We start from the raw sequence: 19,383 nt of genomic DNA, 5'->3' as shown, positions 1-19,383 counted from the left end.
TAGCGTTTTTACCGACAGGTCGTCGGGAACTCATTGACTTAGGCAAGCCTAAGTAGGAAGATCGGCGGTGGCGGCTGCGCGTGCTGCCACCGCACGTCCTCCTTTCCCGTACCCCTCGGTCCCCGGAGGTCCGCCTTGGACGCAACCGTCACAGCCGCAGCCACTGCCCAGACGCCCTTCTCCACGCTCATCCGAGTCGCCTCGCACGAGCAGCACACGGAGGCGGAGACCTCGTCCTTCATGAGCGACCTGCTCGGCGGGAAGCTGCCCGTTGACGCGTACGCGCGCTACACCGAGCAGCTGTGGTTCGTGTACCGGGCGCTGGAGGAGGCCGCGGAGTCGCTCGCGGACGACCCGGTCGCGGGACCGTTCATCCAGCCCGAGCTGATGCGTACCGCCGAGCTGGAGCGGGACCTCGCCCACCTGCGCGGCGCCGGCTGGCGTGCGCGGGCCGTGCCGCTGCCCGCCACCGCGGCGTACGCCGCCCGCGTCGCCGAATGCGCGCGCGACTGGCCGGCCGGGTACGTGGCGCACCACTACACGCGCTACCTCGGCGACCTGTCCGGCGGCCAGATCATCCGCGACAAGGCGGAGCGGACGTGGGGCTTCGAGCGCAAGGGCGACGGTGTGCGCTTCTACGTCTTCGAGGACATCTCCAACCCGGCCGCCTTCAAGCGGGGTTACCGCGAGCTGCTGGACCGGGTGAACGCGGACGACCTGGAGAAGCAGCGCATCATCGACGAGTGCAAGCGCGCCTTCGACTTCAACGGCGCGGTGTTCCGCGAGCTGGGCGGCGAGTTCCCCCTCAGCGCCTAGGCGAAACCGGCGGATTGCGGGAAGCCGGCGGACCGGGCGAAGCGGACCCGGCCGCCGATCTCGATCGTGGCGCCGGGGCCCGGAGCCGTCAGGATCTGGGAGCCCCGGCCCTGCGTGATGTTCAGCGCGCGGCCCAGCTCGGCGGTGAGCAGCAGCGCCGCGGCGCCGGTCGCCTCGTCCTCCACGATGCCGTCGTCGCGGCGCGGGAACGCCCGGGCGCGTACCCGGCCCGCCGCCTCGTCCTCCCAGGCCCACGCGTACAGCCAGCCGTCGCCGGGCGGCGGCGCGGGCAGTGCGTCGACCTCGGCGGCCGACGCGTACCGCTGGAGACGGCGCGGCGGCGCCCACTCGGGGCGGGCCGTGATCCAGGTGAACTCGCCGTCGTGGCGCGCCCATACCTCCCCGGCCGGCGGGTTGACCACCTCCAGGTCGAGCAGCCAGGCGGCGCCGACCAGCGGGTGTCCGGCGAAGGGCAGGCGCAGGCCCGGGGTGTGGATGTCGACGACGCCGCGTTCCGGGTCGTCGACGAACACGGTCTCGCTGAAGCCGAGTTCGGCGGCCAGTGCCTGTCGGGACGCCTCGTCGGGGTACGTACGTCCGTCGCGTACGACGCCGAGGGCGTTGCCGTGGCGTCCGTCCGGACCGCAGAAGACGCGCAGTACGTCGAGTTCGTTCACGGAGGCATTGAAACACCGGCCGCCGCGGCCAGGTCACGGTGTGGCCGCTGTACCTGATCCCCGCGCTCGTGCCTTCCCCGTCCCCGGTAGGGTTCCGGAAGTCGGTGGGGACGAAGACACAGAAGGCAGCGCATGAGCAGGCTGGGCAGGCGGAGCACGCTGAGGCGGCTGGGAACGGCGCTCGCGACAGCGACGGCGCTGTCGTTGACAGCGAGCGGTTGCGTGACAGTGCACGGCGAGCTGGAAGTCGTACCGGCGGCGACGGAGTCCGAGGCCGCGCAGGCTCTGAAGGACTTCACTGCCGCGTACAACAAGGCGGACAAGGCGTACGACCCGGCCCTCGACGCGGGGCGGGTCACCGGGCCACTCGGCGCGATCAACCAGGCGGGGCTCAGGGCACGTCAGGTGCAGAGCCCGCAGGGGAACCCGCGCCACGAGCCGCTGGAGCTGACCGACGCGAAGTACGCCATCCCCAAGAAGGCGGGCTGGCCCCGGTGGTTCGTCGCGGACACCGACAGCAACCGCGACCGGGACGAGGCCAAGCTCGACACGCGCTGGCTGCTGGTGTTCGTACGCGGTGGGGCCGACCAGCTGTGGGAGGTCTCGCACCTGTCGGTGCTGACGCCGGACGAGATGCCCGCGTTCAAGAAGGACGAGGACGGCTGGGCGGAGCCGGTACGGCCGGACGCTCCGGATCTCGTCGTGCCGCCGAAGGACCTGAGCGTGCAGTACGCGTCGTACATGCAGGACGGCAAGCCCGAGAACTTTGCGCCGGGGCCGCACACTTCGGCCGTACGCCAGACGCGTCAGAAGTCGGCGCGACAGCTTGGGCGGGTCGTCCAGTACCGCGACCAGCGCCTGGACGCCGGGGCGTTCGCGCCGCTGGGGCTGGTCACGGAGGACGGCGGGGCGACGGTTTTCTTCGCCACCCGTCAGTTCGAGCAGCAGACCGTGGCCCGGGGGGTCCGGCTGGACCTCAACGCCGACGTACGGGCGTTGATGACCGGCACCGCGCGGACCAGGCTGACGAAGGAGCGGGTGTCCAGCCAGGTCGCACAGGTGCCGCCCAAGGGCGAGCAGAAGGTCACGGTGCTGGCCCGGATCCAGGGCCTCACGGGCGCCAAGGGCTCCTGACGGCGCCGGGTCCCGATGCGGCCGGGCCTCTCTGCCGCCGAGTGCCTGTACCGCCGGCTCCTGATACGCCAGGTCCCGATGCCGCCGCCTTCCGGGGCGGCCGGTCGCTCAGCGGCCCAGGGGCCAGGCCACCGCGTGGTGATCGTCCGGGTCGTCCTCGCCGACGTACCGCGCGCAGGCGTCGGTCAGGGTCTCCAGAAGGGTCAGCGGGTCGGGCAGCGGGTGTTCGAGGCCGCGGACCCAGCTGACCGCGTGCTCGCCGGGGAGTTTCGCCGGCGGTACGAGGACGTAGCTGCCGCGGCAGTGCCAGCGCAGCCCCGGATGCTCGTCCATGGTCTCGGGATGGCAGTCCAGCTCGCACGGCCACCACTCGTCCTCGTCGTCCGGGGTCCCCCGGGTGGCGGTGAAGAAGAGCAGGCGGGCGTCGTCGCCGTTGCTGCCGCCGAACTCGGCGACCGGGCCGACGTCGACTCCCGCCGCGAGCAGCCGCTCCAGCGCGCTGCGGCCCGCTTCGAGGGGGACGTCGAGTACGTCGTGGACCATGCCGGTGGCGGTGATGAAGTTCGCCTGCGGCTGGCCCTCCGCCCAGCGCTTGATCTGCGCCGCGTCGGTCGTCGACTGCGTCTGCCAGGCGAACGAGACGGGGTGGCGGGCGGGCGTGGGACAGCCGACGCGTTCGCACGAACATCGGTATCCGGCCGGGTACGCGGCAGGGGCGAGCGGCAGACCCGCGGCGGCGGCGGCCAGGAGCAGGGCCTCACGGCTCTCGGCCAGGCCGTCCGCGTCGGTGGCCTTCGGGCGGCGGCGCAGCCACTGGGGAAGCCTGCTTTCCACTGTCTGCCTGCTCTCTGTGCCGCGATAGCGGCCGAAGTCGGCGCCCATTCAACCCCTCACCTCAGCGTTGCGCTGTCCATGCTGCCACCATCCTGCGCCTCGGGTGGCCGCAGTCCCCATCCGGGGTACATGGGCCGATACCACAGCGGCGGTTCGATTGGCGCCTTTGCCCCGATAAATGACCTCGCGGTGAACGCGCGGCGAACGTGGTGAGCGAACTCACCCGAGGCGGCGGCAGGGCGGCGGCGTGGGGCCGGCCCGGTCCGGCTCAGCGTGCCGCGAGGCCGCCGAGCGCGTAGTCGACGATCGCGTCGGCGTACGCGTGCGTGAGCGGGAGCGTGCGCAGGAGCCAGCGGTGGGCGAGCGGGGCGACGAGGAGTTCGAGGGCGATGCGGGGGTCGATCCCGGCGCGTACGTCGCCGGTCTCCTGCGCGGCGCGCAGTCGCTCGACGTACAGCTGGAGCTGCGGTTCGAGCAGCTTCTCGACGAACTCCGCGCCCAGCTGGGGGTCGACCACGCCCGCGGCGGCGAGGGCGCGGGAGGGGGCTTCGTACTTGGGGTCGACCAGTTCGTCGACGGTCGCGCGCAGGACCGTCCTGAGGTCGGCCGCCAGGTCGCCGGTGTCCGGGATCGCGTAGTCGCCCGCCTCGGTGCCCGCCGCCCGGGCGGCCTGTTCGCCGAGGTCGATGAAGGCTTCGAGCAGGACGGCGGCCTTCGAGGGCCACCAGCGGTAGATCGTCTGCTTGCCGACGCCGGCGCGGGCGGCGATGCCCTCGATCGTGGTCCTGGGGTAGCCCACCTCGCCGACGAGGGAGAGGGCGGCTTCGTAGATCGCACGGCGGGAGCGCTCGCTGCGGCGCGTGGAGTCGGGGTCCGGGGCCGCCGGGGCCGCCGGGGGCGCCGGTGGTCCGCGGGGCGCTGGGGGGCTGTGCGGCGCTGGAGGTGCGTGCGGTACGGGGAGTTCCGGTCTCGGCCATGGGTCCAATCTACCAGCGCGGCGAGACGTCACGTCTCGTTGAGTGAATCCGGGCTGACCACTCGGGAACCACCCGATCGGTTCACTGCGGTACGGCTCCGTTCGGCGGACCATGGCTGCACACGCACACTCCGTGCCCCTGCCGCCGCTCGTGAGGAGCCCTCATTGCCTCGTGACGCCTCGCCCCGCCGCTACCTGATGTGCCCCCCGGAGCACTTCAGGGTGACTTACTCCATCAATCCCTGGATGGACCCCGGAAAGCCGGTCGACCTGCCGCTGGCCCTCGCCCAGTGGGAGGACCTGCGCGACCGCTACCGGAGCCTCGGCCACACCGTCGAACTCCTCACCCCCAGGCCGGGCCTGCCCGACATGGTGTACGCGGCCAACGGCGCCACCGTCATCGACGGGCGGGTGCTCGGCGCCCGGTTCGCGTACGCGGAGCGGACCCTGGAGGCCGAGGCGCACCTGGAGTGGTTCCGTGCCCACGGATTCACCGAGATCTGCGAGCCCGCGCACATCAACGAGGGCGAGGGCGACTTCGCGGTCACGTCGTCGTGGATCCTCGCCGGGCGCGGCTTTCGCTCCAGCCCGCTCTCGCACGACGAGGCGCAGGAGTTCTTCGGCCGCCCGGTCATCGGCCTGGACCTCGTCGACCCGCGCTACTACCACCTGGACACCGCACTGGCCGTCCTCGACGACCGTGACGACGAGGTCATGTACTACCCCGGCGCCTTCTCCCCCGGCAGCCGGGCCGTCCTCGCCCGGCTCTTCCCCGACGCGATCATCGCGGAGGAGGCCGACGCGGCGGCCCTCGGGCTCAACGCGGTGAGCGACGGGCGGCACGTACTGCTGCCGCAGACCGCGCTCGGGCTCTTCGCCCCGCTGCGGGCACGCGGGTACGAACCGGTGGGGATCGACCTCGGGGAGCTGCTCAAGGGCGGCGGCAGCGTGAAGTGCTGCACACAGGAACTGCGCGGCACCGGGCACGTTCCGTCCCAGTGAGCGACCGCGGGTCCCGGATGCGACCGGCCGGGCCATGCCGCCGCGTGGCCCGGCCGTCGACGCAAGGGAGGAATTTTAGGACAACTTGACACATATCGCCCACCCGAGAAAGGTGGATCGGGGAGGTGCGACAGTTCGAACGCTCTGCCGCACGGCATGTGAAAACAGACTGGCGGCTGAGCTGAACATGGCAAGCATGACGATGAGGAAGCGGCTCGGAGCGGCAGTTGCCGCTGGAGCCGCAGCGTTCGCAATGGGCCTCGGCGGCGCGGGGATCGCCGAAGCCAAGATCCAGCCGGTCGACGTTTCCTGTACCAACCCGTCCGGTAATGAGCCCGGTGGCCAGCAGCCGACCTGCAAGGGCGGCGCGCACACGCAGGAGACCGAGAACCGGAACCCCTCGGGCCACGCCCCGCCAGGACACAACTGACACCCGACGATCCATCGATCGGGAAGAAGGTGGAAACCCTTCCCTGAACCTCCAGGCGGCGGATCAGCGCTCAGCGGCGCTCGGTCCGCTGCCCTTTTGCCGTCCGGCTTCCGGCGGGGGCCACGCGTCGCCCCAGTCGACGTCGCGGGCGGCGCGGTAGAGGTCGCCGTGGCGCTTCTTGGTGACCGTCTCGCGGGTGAGTTCCTCCGGCTTCGCGCACAGTTCCAGCAGGACCATGCCCTTGCGGATCTGCGGTCTGCGGATCACGCGGTTGGCCGCCGGGTCCGCGTCCACCCCGTCGCGCACGGCGGCGACGTAGCTGAACTTCTCGTCCTCGTACGGCAGCGAGCCGCCCTTGACCTGGCGGTGGAGAGAGGAGCGGCTCACCCGCGCCGAGAAGTGGCACCAGTCCGTGCCGGGCTCGATGGGGCAGGCGCCGCTGTGCGGACAGGGGGCGGCGACGCTCAGGCCGGCGTCGATCAGCTGCTGCCTGGCCTCGATGACGCGGAGGTAGCCGTCGGGGGTGCCGGGTTCCACGATCACGACGGCCTGCGCGGCGCGGGCGGCCTCGGTGACGAGCGAGGCGCGGTCGGCGGGGGTGAGTTCCTTCAGGACGTACGAGACCGTGACGAGATCACTGCTCTCGATCCGGAGCGCCGATCCGATACGAGAGCGCTGCCAGGCCGCGGCGCGCAGGGCGGGGGACCCGGAGAGTTCGGCCAGTTCCCGGCCGAGCGCGAGGGCCGGCTCGGCCCAGTCGACGACCGTACTGGCCGCCTTCTCCTGCCACGCCTCCGCCACGGCCCACGTCGCCGCGCCGGTACCGCCGCCGATGTCCGTGTGCGTCGCCGGGGTCCACTCCGGGGCCGCGTCGCGCAGCGCGGCGAGCGCGGAACGTACCGCCTCGAAGGTGGCGGGCATCCGGTACGCGGCGTACGCGGCGACGTCCGAGCGGTCGCGGAGCACGGGGGCACCGGTGGGGGTGGTCCCCCGGTAGTTCGCGATCAGCCGCTCGACGGCCTGCGCCGCCTGCTTGGGCGGCAGCCCGTCGAGAAGTCCGGCGAGTGCGCCGCGCAGGGCTTCCGCGGTGGGGAGGGTGGAGTTCACTGTCGAATTTTAGGCACTTTCGGAGTACGTCGCGGACGTCCCGGTCGGGCCGCGGCGGCGTGCGGCTGAACTGATGTCCCGCCAGAGCCGGTTGCTACGCTGACGCCCTTGACTTGACCCTCGGGGGGACCATGGGACAGCGGGTCGTACGTGTGGCTCTGGTGGCCGGTGTGATCGTCCTGGCGCTACTGCTCCTGCTGGCCACGTGCGGTGGCGACAGCGGCGGCGACGGGAAGCGTAAGCCGCCCGGGGCGCCGGAACCCGCGAAGAGGACAAGCGCGGCGGCCGGGCCGGCGACGCGGCTCGACGTTCCGCCGGCGTACACCACCACGCGGGGCTGGGAGGTCACCGGCGCGTCCGTGGAGCACGCGGTCGCGAAGGGCGCGGGACGCGTGGGGTTCCTGGAGCGCGTGTCCGCGACCCGCTTCCGGCTGCGGACCGTCGACGCGGCGAGCGGCAGGACGCGGTGGACGGGCGACGCGTGGCAGCCGTTGTCCGATCCGGCGCACTTCCCCCGGCTGCTGACCGTGGCCAAGGACGGCCGCGAGTTCTTCGTGACCTGGTCGTACGGCAGGGTCGGCGAGGACGCGCTGACGGCCGCCGACATGATCGTGGCGCTCGACGTGTACGACGTGGAGAACGGCACGCAGCGTCGGGTCGAGCTGCCGTGGGCGCAGCCGCCGACCGTGAACGGGACCGGCCCCGGCATCCTCGTCAGCGACGGCGGCGCCCTGAGCGCGGTCGTCGATCCGGTGACGGGCCAGGTGACCCGCTTCACCCCGCAGGACCTCCGCCACCCGAAGGGCTGCGGGGACTGCCGGGTGCAGACGCAGGTGCGGGCGGTGACGGACAAGGGGCTGCTGGTGAGCGGCCGCCGGGAGTTCTGGGTACGGGGCGGCTGGCACAGCCGCAAGACCGCGCCCGGCGGGACGGACGCGGCTTCGGGGGTGCCGACGGCGGTGGCGGACGGGCGGGTTCTCGCCAAGTGGCGCAAGAAGCGGGGCAGCGAGGGCGCGGCCGACTACGACGTGTGGGCCGTGCACGACGCGACGACGGGGAAGGTGCTGGCGAGGGCCGAGTGCCGGAAGCCGGCCATAGAGCCGGGTACGTACCCGCCCGCGGCGGTGGCGCCGGAGGGACGGTACATGGTGGCGGGGAGTCTGGGCTTCGACCTGGAGACAGGGGCCGGGCACTGCTTCGAGGAGGCGGACGGCACGAAGCCGCTGTCGCTGACGGTGGTGACGGACACGGGCATCGCGTACGGCACCACGGCGACGCGCACGCCCGTGTCGGCCGACCTCCCGACGTCCCGGCCGACGGCACTGCCGGCGAACGTGCACGTCCCGGCGGTGGAGGTGGCAGCCACGGCCCTGTTCCCCTGGACGGACCGCAAGGACCGCCACCACCTCATCGCGTACGCGCGCCGGGACTGAGAGCGGGGGCGGTCCGGGGGACGCGAGCGGTCGGCGGGCCGGGAGCCGCCCGCGCCGGGGCGCCCGGTCCTCCTCCGCGCCGTCACCGGCGCGCGGTGCTGTGGGAGGGTGGTCACGTGAATCTGGAGGACCTCGTCCGGCTGCGCCGGGCCCGTGACCGGATGGACCGCGACTACGCCCAGCCGCTCGACGTTCCGGCGCTGGCGCGCGACGCCCTCATGTCGTCGGGCCATTTCTCCCGCAGCTTCCGCGCCGCCTTCGGGGAGTCGCCGTACAGCTATCTGATGACGCGGCGGATCGAGCGCGCCAAGGCGCTGCTGCGGCGGGGCGACCTGACGGTGACGGAGGTCTGCTTCGCGGTCGGCTGTACGTCACTGGGTTCGTTCAGCTCGCGGTTCACCGAACTGGTCGGCGAGAGCCCGAGTTCGTACCGGGCCCGCCGCCATGACGACGGCGCCGCCGTCCCCGCCTGCGTCGCCAAGATCTACACGCGACCGGTCAGGAATGGAGAAGCGAAACGCGAGCCCCCGCCCGTAACGTGAAACGCATGGACATCACGCTTTCGCAGTGCTTCATCGCCGTCCACCACCACGACGAGGCCCTCGCCTTCTACCGGGACGTCCTCGGCATGGAGGTGCGCAACGACGTCGGGTTCGAGGGGATGCGCTGGGTGACCGTCGGCTCGCCGTCGCAGCCCGATGTGGACATCGTCCTCGAACCCCCGCTCGCGGACCCCAACGCCTCGGCCGCCGACAAGAAGGCGATGGCGGAACTGCTCGCCAAGGGTCTGCTGCGCGGCGTCATCTTCAGGACCGACGACGTCGACGCCACCTTCGAGCGCATCAGCGCGGCGGGCGGCGAAGTGCTCCAGGAGCCCGTCGACCAGCCGTACGGCGTCCGCGACTGCGCCTTCCGCGATCCCTCCGGCAACATGCTGCGCTTCAACCAGCCCCGCAAGCGATGAGCTCCGGTCCCGTGCGCGTGCGCCGGGCGCTACCCCGACCAGGGAGACCGCGAGGCGGCCCCGCCCCACAGATGGAGTCACGATGAGCAGGGCCACGAAGACGGGTACGCCGTCGCCCGCGCCGCACGTTGCCGACAGCCACGATCTGATCCGCGTACTCGGCGCGCGCGTCAACAACCTCAAGGACGTCAGCGTCGAGATCCCCAAGCGCCGGCTGACGGTGTTCACCGGCGTCTCGGGCTCGGGCAAGAGCTCGCTGGTGTTCGGCACGATCGCCGCGGAGTCGCAGCGGCTGATCAACGAGACCTACAGCGCCTTCGTGCAGGGCTTCATGCCGACCCTCGCGCGGCCCGAGGTCGACGTGCTCGAAGGACTGACGACCGCGATCATCGTCGACCAGCAGCGGCTGGGAGCGGACCCCCGTTCCACCGTGGGCACCGCCACCGACGCCAACGCGATGCTGCGCATCCTCTTCAGCAGGCTGGGCAAGCCGCACATCGGCCCGCCCAGCGCGTACTCCTTCAACACCGCCTCGGTCCGGGCGAGCGGCGCGATCACCGTCCAGCGCGGCAACAAGACCAAGGCCGAGAAGGCGACGTACGAGCGCACCGGCGGCATGTGCGTGCGCTGCGAGGGCCGGGGCTCGGTCTCCGACATCGACCTCGCCCAGCTCTACGACGACACCAAGTCGATCGCCGAAGGCGCGTTCACCATCCCGGGCTGGAAGTCCGACAACGTGTGGACCGTGGGGATCTACGCCGAGTCGGGCTTCCTCGACCCGGACAAGCCGATCCGCGAGTACACCAAGAAGGAGATGCAGGACTTCCTCTACCGCGCGCCGACCAAGGTGAAGGTCAATGGTGTCAACCTCACCTACGAAGGGCTGATCCCCAAGATCCAGAAGTCGTTCCTGTCCAAGGACAAGGAGGCGATGCAGCCGCACATCCGGGCCTTCGTGGAACGTGCGGTCACCTTCACCACCTGTCCCGAGTGCGACGGCACCCGGCTCAGCGAGGGGGCCCGGTCGTCGAAGATCAAGAAGATCAGCATCGCCGACGCCTGCGCGATGGAGATCCGGGACCTGGCCGTATGGGTACGCGGTCTCAAGGAGCCGTCGGTGGCGCCGCTGCTCACCGCGCTTCGGCAGACTCTCGACTCGTTCGTGGAGATCGGCCTCGGCTACCTCTCGCTCAACCGGCCGTCGGGCACGCTGTCGGGCGGCGAGGCGCAGCGCGTCAAGATGATCCGCCACCTCGGCTCCTCGCTCACCGACACCACCTACGTCTTCGACGAGCCCACCATCGGCCTGCACCCCCATGACATCCAGCGGATGAACGACCTGCTGCTGCGGCTGCGGGACAAGGGCAACACGGTCCTCGTCGTCGAGCACAAGCCGGAGGCGATCGCGATCGCCGACCACGTGGTCGACCTCGGCCCCGGCGCCGGAACGGCCGGCGGCACCGTCTGCTTCGAGGGCACCGTCGAGGCGCTGCGGGCCGGCGACACCGTCACCGGCCGCCACCTCGACGACCGGGCCACCCTCAAGGAGACGGTACGCGAGCCCACCGGCGCGCTGGAGATCCGGGGCGCGACGGCGAACAACCTGCGCGAGGTAGACGTCGACATCCCGCTCGGGGTGCTCTGCGTGGTCACGGGCGTCGCCGGTTCCGGCAAGAGCTCGCTGATCCACGGCTCGATCCCCGCCGGGGCGGGTGTCGTCTCGGTCGACCAGGCGCCCATCCGCGGTTCGAGGCGGAGCAACCCGGCGACGTACACCGGGCTGCTCGACCCGATCCGCAAGGCGTTCGCCAAGGCCAACGGCGTCAAGCCGGCTCTGTTCAGCGCCAATTCCGAGGGCGCCTGCGCCAACTGCAACGGCGCCGGCGTCATCTACACCGACCTGGCGATGATGGCCGGCGTCGAAACCGTCTGCGAGGACTGCGAGGGCAGGCGTTTCCAGCCGTCGGTCCTCGAATACACCCTCGGCGGCCGGGACATCAGCGAGGTGCTCGCGATGTCGGTGACCGAGGCCGCGGAGTTCTTCGCGGCCGGCGAGGCGAGTACACCGGCCGCGCACCGGATCCTCGAGCGGATGGACCAGGTGGGACTGGGCTATCTCAGCCTCGGCCAGCCCCTCACGACTCTCTCCGGCGGCGAGCGCCAGCGGCTCAAGCTCGCCACGCACATGGGCGACAAGGGCGGCGTCTACGTCCTGGACGAGCCGACCACGGGCCTCCACCTCGCCGATGTGGAGCACCTGCTCGCCCTGCTCGACCGCCTGGTCGACGCCGGCAAGTCGGTCATCGTCATCGAGCACCACCAGGCGGTCATGGCCCACGCCGACTGGATCGTCGACCTCGGCCCCGGCGCGGGTCACGACGGCGGCAAGGTCGTCTTCGAGGGCACGCCCGCCGATCTCGTCGCCGGCCGCTCCACCCTCACCGGCGAGCACCTCGCGGCCTACGTCGGCGCCTGACGGGGGGCGTGCGCGGACCTGTGGGGCGAGTCCTCCCCCTGTGGGAAGTCGTCCCACGGGTCGGACTCGTCCCGTCCGTCGGGCCGTCGGGCCGTCGGGCGGCACGCCGCCACCGTCCGGCCGGTGCTGTCACACGAACAGGGTTCGCCGCCACGGCCGGCACATCACCGCGAAGCACGTCAGGGACGCCAGGGCGCAGCTCAGTTGGACCACTGCCATCGGGACCGCCGTCGCCTCGCCCGCGATGCCCACCAGGGGGGACGCGATCGCGCCGATCAGGAAGGACGACGTACCGAGCAGGGCGGACGCCGAGCCCGCCGCGTGCGGGGTGCGCATCAGTGCCAGGGCGTTCGTGTTGGGCAGGGCGAGGCCCATCGACGACATCAGGACGAAGAGGCCGGCGGCGACCGGTATCAGCCCGGTCTCGCCGAAGACCCCGGTGGTCATCAGGAGGAGGGCGAGGGAGGCCAGCGCGATGAGGGACAGGCCCGTCGCCAGGACCTTGTCCATGCTGACCCGGCCCACCAGCAGTTTGCCGTTGATCTGGCCCACCGCGATCAGGCCGACCGAGTTGATGCCGAAGAGCAGGCTGAAGGTCTGGGCGGAGGCGCCGAAAATCTCCTGCACCACGAAGGGGGAAGCCGCGATGTACGCGAAGAGGGCCGCGAAGGCGAGGCCGCCGGCCAGTACGTAGCCGGTGAAGGCGCGGTCCGCGAGCAGGCCGCGCATCGTACGGAGCGCTTCGCCGACGCCTCCCCCGTGCCGCCGGTCCGCCGGAAGTGTCTCGTGCAGCCACTTCCACACCACCAGCGTCAGCAGGACACCGACGGCGGTGAGGACCACGAAGACGCCCCGCCAGTCGGTGAGGCGGAGCACCTGGCCGCCAATGACCGGCGCGATGACCGGCGCCACCCCGGAGATCAGCATCAGCGTGGAGAAGAACCGGGCCATCTCCACACCGTCGTAGAGGTCACGGACGACAGCGCGCGCGATCACGATGCCCGCCGCCCCCGCGAGCCCCTGGAGCAGGCGGAAGGCGATCAGGAGCTCGATGGAGGGAGCGAAGGCGCAGATCGCGGTGGCCACGACGTACACGAGCATGCCGAGGAGGAGCGGCCTGCGGCGGCCGAACCGGTCGCTCATCGGGCCGACGACGAGCTGCCCGAGCGCCATGCCGGCCAGACAGGCGGTCAGTGTGAGCTGCACGGTGGCGGCGGGCGCGCGCAGGGATTCCGTGACCTCGGGCAGAGCCGGGAGGTACATGTCCATGGAGAGCGGGGGCAGCGCGGTCAGCCCGCCGAGTACGAGGGTGACGAGAAGGCTCGCGCGACGGGCCGCGGGGGCGGAGCCGGCCGGGGCTGGGGACGGAGTGGAGAGCGGGGGCTGAGTTGCCGGTGGGGCCGGAGATGCGGGTGATGACGGAGTCGAAGCTCCCGATTTGTCCCCAGCGCCGGATATGTGACCTTGCGTCGACTGGCCTGTCTCCGGCATTCGCATCTCCATTTCGTTGAATCTGCACCTATGCTCTCAGCTCGTCCAGAGTGGTCGAGACCTTTTCCCCGGGGGCTGGGATGCGCAAGGAAACCGTACGGTGGGGCGTGCTGGCCACGGGCGGCATCGCGTCGTCGTTCACCGCGGACCTGCTGGCGATGCGGGAGACCGACGGCGCGGAGGTCGTCGCGGTGGCTTCGCGCACGCTCGCGACCGCGAAGGCGTTCGCCGAGCGGTTCGGGATACCCAGGGCGTACGGAAGCTGGGCGGAGCTCGCCGCGGACGAGGACGTCGACGTCGTGTACGTCGCGGGCCCGCACTCCGCGCACCGGGCCGCCGCCGGCCTGTGCCTGGAGGCGGGCCGGGCGGTGCTGTGCGAGAAGGCGTTCACGCTCAACTCCCGCGAGGCAGAGGAACTGGTCGCCGCGGCCCGGCACCACGACCGCTTCCTGATGGAGGCGATGTGGATGTACTGCAACCCGGTCGTCCGGCGCCTCGCGGAGCTGGTCCGGGACGGCGCGATCGGCGAAGTGCGCACCGTACAGGCCGACTTCGGACTCGCCGGGCCCTTCGCCCCCGAGCACCGGCTGCGTGACCGCGCGCTCGGCGGCGGGGCGCTGCTGGACCTCGGCGTGTACCCGGTGTCGTTCGCGCACCTGCTGCTGGGCGAGCCCGACCGCGTACAGGCGGACGCGCTGCTGTCGCCCGAGGGCGTGGACCTGAACACCGGCATGCTGCTCGGATGGGACGCGGGCGCGACGGCGCTGCTGAGCTGTTCCCTCACCGCCGACACCCCCATCACGGCGGCCGTGACGGGGACGAAGGGCCGGATCGAGCTGGGCCGCGGCTTCTTCTACCCCGACCGGTTCGTACTGCACCGGAACGGGGCGGAGCCCGAGGAGTTCACCGCCGGGGTCGACAGCCGTCACAGCCTCCGGTACGAGGCCGCCGAGGTGATGCGCTGCCTGCGGGCCGGCGAGAAGGAGTCGCCGCTCGTCCCGCTGGCCGGCAGCCTCGCCGTCATGCGGACGCTCGACGCGGTGCGCGACCGCGTCGGCGTCCGCTATCCGGCGGACGAGGCGTGACACGGTTCAAGCGGGTTTCAGACCCGGGTTTCCCGCCTCCGTCACCAGCGACGCCGCCGTCGTGACCGGCGCGCCCGGCGTCGTGACCGCCGACACCGTACGGAAGTCCGCGCGCGCCGCGTCGCCGCCGAGCGTGACCGTCGTGTAGCCGCGCCTGCCGCCGCAGAACTTCAGGTGCGCGTTGCCCTGCATCAGGCGGTCGTAGTTGGCGGGCCGCTGCGCCCCGTCCTTGCCACTGGACACGGACGTGGTGATGAACTCGGTGCCGACGGTGCGCGAGTCCGGGTCCTCGAAGTCCTTCTTCAGGTCGAAGGCGTGGGCGACGTGGACGTCACCCGTGAGCACCATGAGGTTGTCGACGCCCGCCGCCTCCGCCCCGTCGAGCACCCGCCTGCGCGAGGCCGGGTAGCCGTCCCACGCGTCCATGCTGACCTTGGGGTCGCCCACGGTGCGCCGCCGGGAGAAGGTGACCTGCTGCGGTACGACGTTCCACAGCGCCCGCGACTCGCGCCAGCCGTCGATGAGCCACCGCTCCTGCTCCGCGCCGGTCATGGTGCGCGACGGGTCCTCGGACTCGGGGCCGGGGAGCTGCCAGCCGTCGCCGTACGCCTGGTTGGAGCGGTACTGGCGGGTGTCGAGGATGTCGAACTGCGCGAGCCGCCCGAAGTGCAGCCGCCGGTAGAGCCGCATGTCGGCCGCGTCGGGGCGCTGCGGGGCGCGCAGCGGCTGGTTCTCCCAGTAGGCGCGGTACGCCGCCGCCCTGCGCAGCAGGAACTCCTCGGGCGGTACGTCGTTCTCCGGCGTCCCGCCCGCGTAGTTGTTCTCCGTCTCGTGGTCGTCCCAGGTGACGACGAAGGGGTGGGCGGCGTGCGCGGCCATGAGGTCCGGGTCGGACTTGTAGAGGGCGTACCGCAGCCGGTAGTCCTCCAGCGTGACCGTCTCGCGGTTGAAGTGCGCGGGCAGGCGGCGGTCGGTGTAGGCGCGGGCGCCGCCCACGCCGTTGACGGCGTACTCGTAGAGGTAGTCGCCGAGGTGGAAGACCACGTCGAGGTCTTCCTCGGCCAGGTGCTTGTACGCGGTGAAGTAGCCGTCGTGGTACGCCTGGCAGGAGACGGCCGCGAGCCGCAGCTCGCTGATGCGGGCGCCGCGTGCGGGAGCCGTGCGCGTGCGGCCGGCCGGGCTGGTCCAGTCGCCCGCGCGGAAGCGGAACCAGTAGACGCGGTCGGGGTCCAGCCCGCCGGCCTCGACGCGGACGCTGTGGGCGAACTCGGGGTGCGCGGTGACGTGGCCGCGCCTGACGGTCCGGCGGAAGCGGGCGTCGTGCGCGAGTTCCCAGCGCACCTGGACGCGGGCGCGCGGCAGGCCGCCGTCCGGCTCGTACGGCTTGGGGGCGAGTCTCGTCCACAGGAGCACGGACCCGGGGAGCGGGTCTCCGGACGCTACGCCGAGGGTGAAGGGGTCGTCGGTGATCCGCTTCGCGTCGAGCTCCGCCGCCTGGGCGGTGCCCGGGAGGTTTGTCGCGAAGGCGAGCGCGGCGGCGGCCCCGGTGACGGTGAGGAACCTGCGGCGGTGGATGTGCCGTGCTGCTGCCCTGAGCTCCTGGTCATGGCCCGATGTGCTGGTCATCTGCCCCTCCCCTAACGGCTGTTGTCAGAGGTATTGGAGTGGTACGGGGCGTCGCCACGCTTTCATGTACGTGTCACGTACGCTGCTGGGCCATGAACCCTCAGACGAAAACCGCCGTCGTGACCGGAGCGGGCTCGGGCATCGGCCGGGCCGTCGCCCTCGCCCTGGCGGGGGCGGGCTGGTCGGTGGCGCTGGCCGGACGGCGTGTCGCGCCCTTGGAAGAGACCGCGCAGGAAGCGGGCGGCGAGACCTTGTGCGTACCGGCGGACGTGTCGCTCCCGGCCGACGTGAACGCCCTCTTCGCCGCCGTGCGGGAGCGTTACGGACGCGTCGACCTGCTCTTCAACAACGCGGGCACGTTCGGGCCGCGCGGTGTGCCGCTGGAGGACGTCGGGTACGAGGAGTGGCGCGCGGTCGTCGATGTGAACGTGACGGGTGCCTTCCTGTGTGCGCAGGCGGCGTACCGGCAGATGAAGAGTCAGGACCCGCAGGGCGGCCGGATCATCAACAACGGCTCGATCTCGGCGCACGCGCCCCGGCCGCACTCGATCGCGTACACCACCACCAAGCACGCCATGACGGGCCTGACCAAGTCCCTGTCGCTCGACGGGCGGCCGTACCGGATCGCGTGCGGCCAGATCGACATCGGCAACGCGGCGACGGACATGACGGAGCAGATGCAGGCCGGCATTCTCCAGGCGAGCGGCGAACTGATGGCGGAGCCGGTGATGGACGTGCGGGACGTGGCGCGCACGGTGCTGCACATGGCGGAGCTGCCGTTGGAAGCGAACGTGCAGTTCGCGACGGTACTGGCGACGGCGATGCCGTACGTCGGACGAGGCTGAGGAAGCCGGGGGCACGCCGGGGCGCCGGGGTACACCGCGCCACGCCGGGGACACCTGGGGCGGCACAACCCGCGACTCGCGGTGGACGGATCACGGGAACACCGGGGGCACGCCCGCCGTTGGCCGCCTTATAAAGTCATTCACAGACACCGAGGTCCTGCGCTACACCGCCTTCTCCACCGACCCGGAGGGCGGTAATCCGGCGGGCGTCGTCCTGGACGCGGCCGGGCTCGACGACGCGGACATGCTGGCCGTGGCCGCCGAGGTGGGCTACAGCGAGACGGCCTTCCTCACGCGGGAGCTGGAGCCCGGACGGGCCTTCACCGTGCGGTACCTCAGCCCGCAGGCCGAGGTCCCGTTCTGCGGCCACGCGACGGTCGCCACGGCGGTGGCTCTCGCCGAGCACCACGGCCGTCCCGGCGACCTGGTCTTCGAGACGCGGGCCGGCACGGTCCCGGTGACGGTGACCACGAGCGCCGACGGCACGTACCGGGCCGCCCTCACCAGCGTCGAGCCGCACACCGAGGACGTGGCCGGGGCCGACGTGGCGGAGGCGCTAGCCGCGCTGGCCTGGCCCGCCGCCGACCTGGACCCCGCGTTCCCGCCGCGCGTCGCGTACGCGGGTGCCCGCCACCTGGTCCTGGCGGCCGCGACGCGCGAGCGGCTGGCGAAGCTGTCGTACGACTTCGAGCGGCTGGCCGCGCTGATGCGCCGGATGGACCTGACGACGGTGCAGCTGGTGTAGCGCGAGGACGCGACGACGTTCCACGTCCGCGACCCGTTCCCGGTGGGCGGCGTGGTCGAGGACCCGGCGACGGGCGCCGCGGCGGCGGCCTTCGGGGCGTACGCGCGCGAGTGCGGGCTGGTCCCCGAGGAGTCCGTACTGACCCTCCACCAGGGGGACGACATGGGACGCCCAGGGGTGCTGACGGTCGAACTCCGCGCGGGCGAAGGGCGGATCAGGGTCGGCGGCGCGGGCGCGCGCATCCCGGAGCAGGCGGCCGACGGCCCGAACGTGTGAACGCCCGGCCGGACGGGGCCATTTCGCGAGGTGCACCCCTATACTCCAGTTCTCTTCACCATTCACACACACGGAGTGCACCTTGCGCATACATGTCGCCGCCCTTGCCGTAGCGGCAGGCTCCCTGCTCCTCGCCGCCACCCCCGCCCAGGCGGCCGCGCACCAGGGCGGACTGCACCTCGGCAAGATCCAGTACGACAGCCCGGGCAGTGACACCCGCACCAACACCTCGCTGAACGCGGAGTGGGTGGAGATCCACAACAACACCCGCTCGGCGATCCAACTCCAGGGCTACAAGCTGAAGGACAACACGGGCTACACGTACACCTTCGGTTCGTACCGGATCGGCGCGTACAAGACGGTCCGCGTCCACACGGGCAAGGGCACCAACACGGCGGCCCACCGCTACTGGGGCCGGGGCTCGTACGTCTGGAACAACACCAGCGACAAGGCCCGCCTGATCAAGCCGAGCGGCACCCAGCTGGACTCCTGCGCCTGGACCACCAGCAACAACGGCACGAAGTACTGCCACTGACGCACCGCGGGGCAGGCCCGGCGGTACGTCAGGCCTGCCCCGTCTCGAAGCGGGCGATCTTCCCGCCGTCCACGACGAAGTTCCAGGCGGTACGCATCTCGCCCCAGGTGTCGTTGCGGTACCGGACGACCAGGGACCGGCCGCCCGCCTCCTCCGACTCGACGACCATCCGGCCGCCCGAGGAGAAGATCTCCCGCTCCGTCCACTCGGCGAGGTCGCGCTCCGTCCCGTCGTCGGCCATGGTCGCCCCGGGCGCGAGAACGTCCCGGAACGCCTCACGGTCGTTGGCGTTGACCGCGGCGACGAACGCGCGTACGGCCGGCTCCGAAAGCTGATCGGCGGTCATGACCACGGGAAGACTCCTCGGCTCGCTGGGACACCCCCGTCAAGGATGCGCACGCTTGCCGTCCCCCGCATCCGCGGGGACCACCACCGCCGCCGGTGACGGGCGGGGGCGGGTGGGGCAGACGAGTCGGGCTGTACGCCGGGTTCTGTGCCCCGGGACCTCGCGGTCGTCGGGGCGACGGCCATCCATCTAGGACCGGCGTTGCCGCCGGCCTCGTGCGGTCTACCCGCGGACTCGGGCGGGCAGCCCTCGATCGTCCGCGCAGGGCCGCCTCGCGACGGCCCCTCTTGACCTTGCTCCAGGTGGGGTTTACCTAGCCGCCTGAGTCACCTCAGGCGCTGGTGGTCTCTTACACCACCGTTTCACCCTTACCGGGAACCGAAGTCCCCGGCGGTCTGTTTTCTGTGGCACTGTCCCGCGGGTCACCCCGGGTGGCCGTTAGCCACCACCTTGCCCTGTGGAGCCCGGACGTTCCTCGGGGAGATCCGGAGATCTCCACGCGGCCGTCCGCCCGGCTCGTCTGCCGTGCCGACCATGCTACCCGCCAGGACCTCCCCGCTCAGACGAAGGCCGCCGCCTCCAGGT

General features: G+C 71.7%; 17 protein-coding genes, 1 other RNA gene and 2 pseudogenes. 12 read left to right on the top strand and 8 right to left on the bottom strand.

Features of this window, described 5'->3' with window-relative positions:
* Positions 1-135 precede the first annotated feature (135 nt).
* Positions 136-816, top strand: a complete 681-nt coding sequence (locus AS594_RS24310) for a biliverdin-producing heme oxygenase (RefSeq protein WP_069928999.1) — start codon at positions 136-138, stop codon at positions 814-816.
* On the opposite strand, the gene AS594_RS24305 is transcribed toward AS594_RS24310, so the two are convergent.
* A complete protein-coding gene (locus AS594_RS24305) occupies positions 813-1,493 on the bottom strand; it encodes a PhzF family phenazine biosynthesis protein (protein ID WP_069932229.1) in 681 nt (226 codons plus the stop codon). The genes AS594_RS24310 and AS594_RS24305 overlap by 4 nt on opposite strands.
* 132 nt (positions 1,494-1,625) lie before the next feature.
* On the opposite strand from AS594_RS24305, the gene AS594_RS24300 reads away from it, so the two are divergent.
* Positions 1,626-2,627, top strand: coding sequence for an SCO2278 family lipoprotein (locus tag AS594_RS24300; protein WP_069928997.1), 1,002 nt, complete (start codon positions 1,626-1,628; stop codon positions 2,625-2,627).
* Between the two features lie 108 nt (positions 2,628-2,735).
* Here the strand turns inward: AS594_RS24300 and AS594_RS24295 are convergent, their stop codons facing one another.
* Positions 2,736-3,509, bottom strand: coding sequence for a bifunctional DNA primase/polymerase (locus AS594_RS24295; RefSeq protein WP_069928996.1), 774 nt, complete (start codon positions 3,507-3,509; stop codon positions 2,736-2,738).
* Positions 3,510-3,729: 220 nt separating this feature from the next.
* Complete coding sequence (locus tag AS594_RS24290; protein WP_069930750.1) at positions 3,730-4,293, bottom strand: TetR/AcrR family transcriptional regulator; 564 nt, start codon at positions 4,291-4,293, stop codon at positions 3,730-3,732.
* Positions 4,294-4,575: 282 nt separating this feature from the next.
* Here AS594_RS24290 and ddaH point away from each other — a divergent pair.
* Both ddaH and AS594_RS24280 read left to right on the top strand, forming a co-directional pair.
* Positions 4,576-5,439 (top strand): annotated as a pseudogene (ddaH, locus tag AS594_RS24285) (dimethylargininase); the annotation flags it as partial.
* 196 nt (positions 5,440-5,635) lie between these two features.
* Entirely contained in the window at positions 5,636-5,869 is a 234-nt protein-coding gene (locus AS594_RS24280; RefSeq protein WP_240509084.1) for a hypothetical protein, read from the top strand.
* A 63-nt stretch (positions 5,870-5,932) separates the two neighbouring features.
* Here AS594_RS24280 and AS594_RS24275 read toward each other — a convergent pair whose 3' ends face one another.
* A complete protein-coding gene (locus AS594_RS24275) occupies positions 5,933-6,976 on the bottom strand; it encodes a small ribosomal subunit Rsm22 family protein (protein WP_069928994.1) in 1,044 nt (347 codons plus the stop codon).
* A gap of 131 nt (positions 6,977-7,107) precedes the next feature.
* Between AS594_RS24275 and AS594_RS24270 the strand changes: the two genes are divergently transcribed.
* From AS594_RS24270 to AS594_RS24255, 4 genes are all read left to right on the top strand, one after another.
* On the top strand, positions 7,108-8,409 hold the full coding sequence (locus tag AS594_RS24270; RefSeq protein WP_176742700.1) for a hypothetical protein: 1,302 nt from the start codon (positions 7,108-7,110) through the stop codon (positions 8,407-8,409).
* A gap of 116 nt (positions 8,410-8,525) precedes the next feature.
* On the top strand, positions 8,526-8,951 hold the full coding sequence (locus AS594_RS24265) for a helix-turn-helix transcriptional regulator (protein WP_069928993.1): 426 nt from the start codon (positions 8,526-8,528) through the stop codon (positions 8,949-8,951).
* A gap of 5 nt (positions 8,952-8,956) precedes the next feature.
* Entirely contained in the window at positions 8,957-9,373 is a 417-nt protein-coding gene (locus tag AS594_RS24260; RefSeq protein WP_069928992.1) for a VOC family protein, read from the top strand.
* A gap of 82 nt (positions 9,374-9,455) precedes the next feature.
* Positions 9,456-11,849, top strand: coding sequence for an ATP-binding cassette domain-containing protein (locus tag AS594_RS24255; protein ID WP_069928991.1), 2,394 nt, complete (start codon positions 9,456-9,458; stop codon positions 11,847-11,849).
* A 129-nt stretch (positions 11,850-11,978) separates the two neighbouring features.
* On the opposite strand, the gene AS594_RS24250 is transcribed toward AS594_RS24255, so the two are convergent.
* Positions 11,979-13,340 (bottom strand): multidrug effflux MFS transporter, encoded by a 1,362-nt coding sequence (locus AS594_RS24250; RefSeq protein WP_069935365.1) that lies wholly within the window; start codon positions 13,338-13,340, stop codon positions 11,979-11,981.
* 80 nt (positions 13,341-13,420) lie between these two features.
* Between AS594_RS24250 and AS594_RS24245 the strand changes: the two genes are divergently transcribed.
* Positions 13,421-14,425, top strand: coding sequence for a Gfo/Idh/MocA family protein (locus AS594_RS24245; protein WP_069928989.1), 1,005 nt, complete (start codon positions 13,421-13,423; stop codon positions 14,423-14,425).
* A gap of 6 nt (positions 14,426-14,431) precedes the next feature.
* Here AS594_RS24245 and AS594_RS24240 read toward each other — a convergent pair whose 3' ends face one another.
* The gene (locus AS594_RS24240; protein WP_069935364.1) at positions 14,432-16,051 is read right to left on the bottom strand and encodes an alkaline phosphatase D family protein; all 1,620 of its coding nucleotides are present in this window, start codon (positions 16,049-16,051) and stop codon (positions 14,432-14,434) included.
* A 92-nt stretch (positions 16,052-16,143) separates the two neighbouring features.
* On the opposite strand from AS594_RS24240, the gene AS594_RS24235 reads away from it, so the two are divergent.
* From AS594_RS24235 to AS594_RS24225, 3 genes and pseudogenes are all read left to right on the top strand, one after another.
* Positions 16,144-16,896 carry an SDR family oxidoreductase gene (locus AS594_RS24235; RefSeq protein WP_069928987.1) on the top strand — a complete coding sequence of 251 codons (753 nt, stop codon included), beginning with the start codon at positions 16,144-16,146 and terminating at the stop codon, positions 16,894-16,896.
* A gap of 130 nt (positions 16,897-17,026) precedes the next feature.
* Positions 17,027-17,917, top strand: a pseudogene (locus AS594_RS24230) (PhzF family phenazine biosynthesis protein).
* Between the two features lie 82 nt (positions 17,918-17,999).
* A complete protein-coding gene (locus AS594_RS24225; protein WP_069928986.1) occupies positions 18,000-18,452 on the top strand; it encodes a lamin tail domain-containing protein in 453 nt (150 codons plus the stop codon).
* A 28-nt stretch (positions 18,453-18,480) separates the two neighbouring features.
* On the opposite strand, the gene AS594_RS24220 is transcribed toward AS594_RS24225, so the two are convergent.
* Together AS594_RS24220 and rnpB are read right to left on the bottom strand one after the other, a co-directional pair.
* Positions 18,481-18,798, bottom strand: a complete 318-nt coding sequence (locus AS594_RS24220) for a nuclear transport factor 2-like protein (RefSeq protein ID WP_069930747.1) — start codon at positions 18,796-18,798, stop codon at positions 18,481-18,483.
* A gap of 118 nt (positions 18,799-18,916) precedes the next feature.
* Positions 18,917-19,317, bottom strand: an RNA gene (rnpB, locus tag AS594_RS24215) — RNase P RNA component class A.
* Positions 19,318-19,383 lie beyond the last annotated feature (66 nt).

It is taken from the genome of Streptomyces agglomeratus (assembly GCF_001746415.1).
GTDB lineage: Bacteria > Actinomycetota > Actinomycetes > Streptomycetales > Streptomycetaceae > Streptomyces > Streptomyces agglomeratus.
Note: the sequence above shows the minus strand (reverse complement) of the source record. Positions and strands in the feature narration are given on the sequence as shown.

Coding starts and splice junctions, on each gene's coding strand:
- AS594_RS24245 (WP_069928989.1), top strand. CDS start 13,421: ATGCGCAAGGAAACCGTACGGTGGGGCGTGCTGGCCACGGGCGGCATC.
- AS594_RS24235 (WP_069928987.1), top strand. CDS start 16,144: ATGAACCCTCAGACGAAAACCGCCGTCGTGACCGGAGCGGGCTCGGGC.
- AS594_RS24220 (WP_069930747.1), bottom strand. CDS start 18,798: ATGACCGCCGATCAGCTTTCGGAGCCGGCCGTACGCGCGTTCGTCGCC.
- AS594_RS24260 (WP_069928992.1), top strand. CDS start 8,957: ATGGACATCACGCTTTCGCAGTGCTTCATCGCCGTCCACCACCACGAC.
- AS594_RS24270 (WP_176742700.1), top strand. CDS start 7,108: ATGGGACAGCGGGTCGTACGTGTGGCTCTGGTGGCCGGTGTGATCGTC.
- AS594_RS24295 (WP_069928996.1), bottom strand. CDS start 3,509: ATGGGCGCCGACTTCGGCCGCTATCGCGGCACAGAGAGCAGGCAGACA.
- AS594_RS24255 (WP_069928991.1), top strand. CDS start 9,456: ATGAGCAGGGCCACGAAGACGGGTACGCCGTCGCCCGCGCCGCACGTT.
- AS594_RS24300 (WP_069928997.1), top strand. CDS start 1,626: ATGAGCAGGCTGGGCAGGCGGAGCACGCTGAGGCGGCTGGGAACGGCG.
- AS594_RS24250 (WP_069935365.1), bottom strand. CDS start 13,340: ATGCCGGAGACAGGCCAGTCGACGCAAGGTCACATATCCGGCGCTGGG.
- AS594_RS24240 (WP_069935364.1), bottom strand. CDS start 16,051: ATGACCAGCACATCGGGCCATGACCAGGAGCTCAGGGCAGCAGCACGG.
- AS594_RS24280 (WP_240509084.1), top strand. CDS start 5,636: ATGACGATGAGGAAGCGGCTCGGAGCGGCAGTTGCCGCTGGAGCCGCA.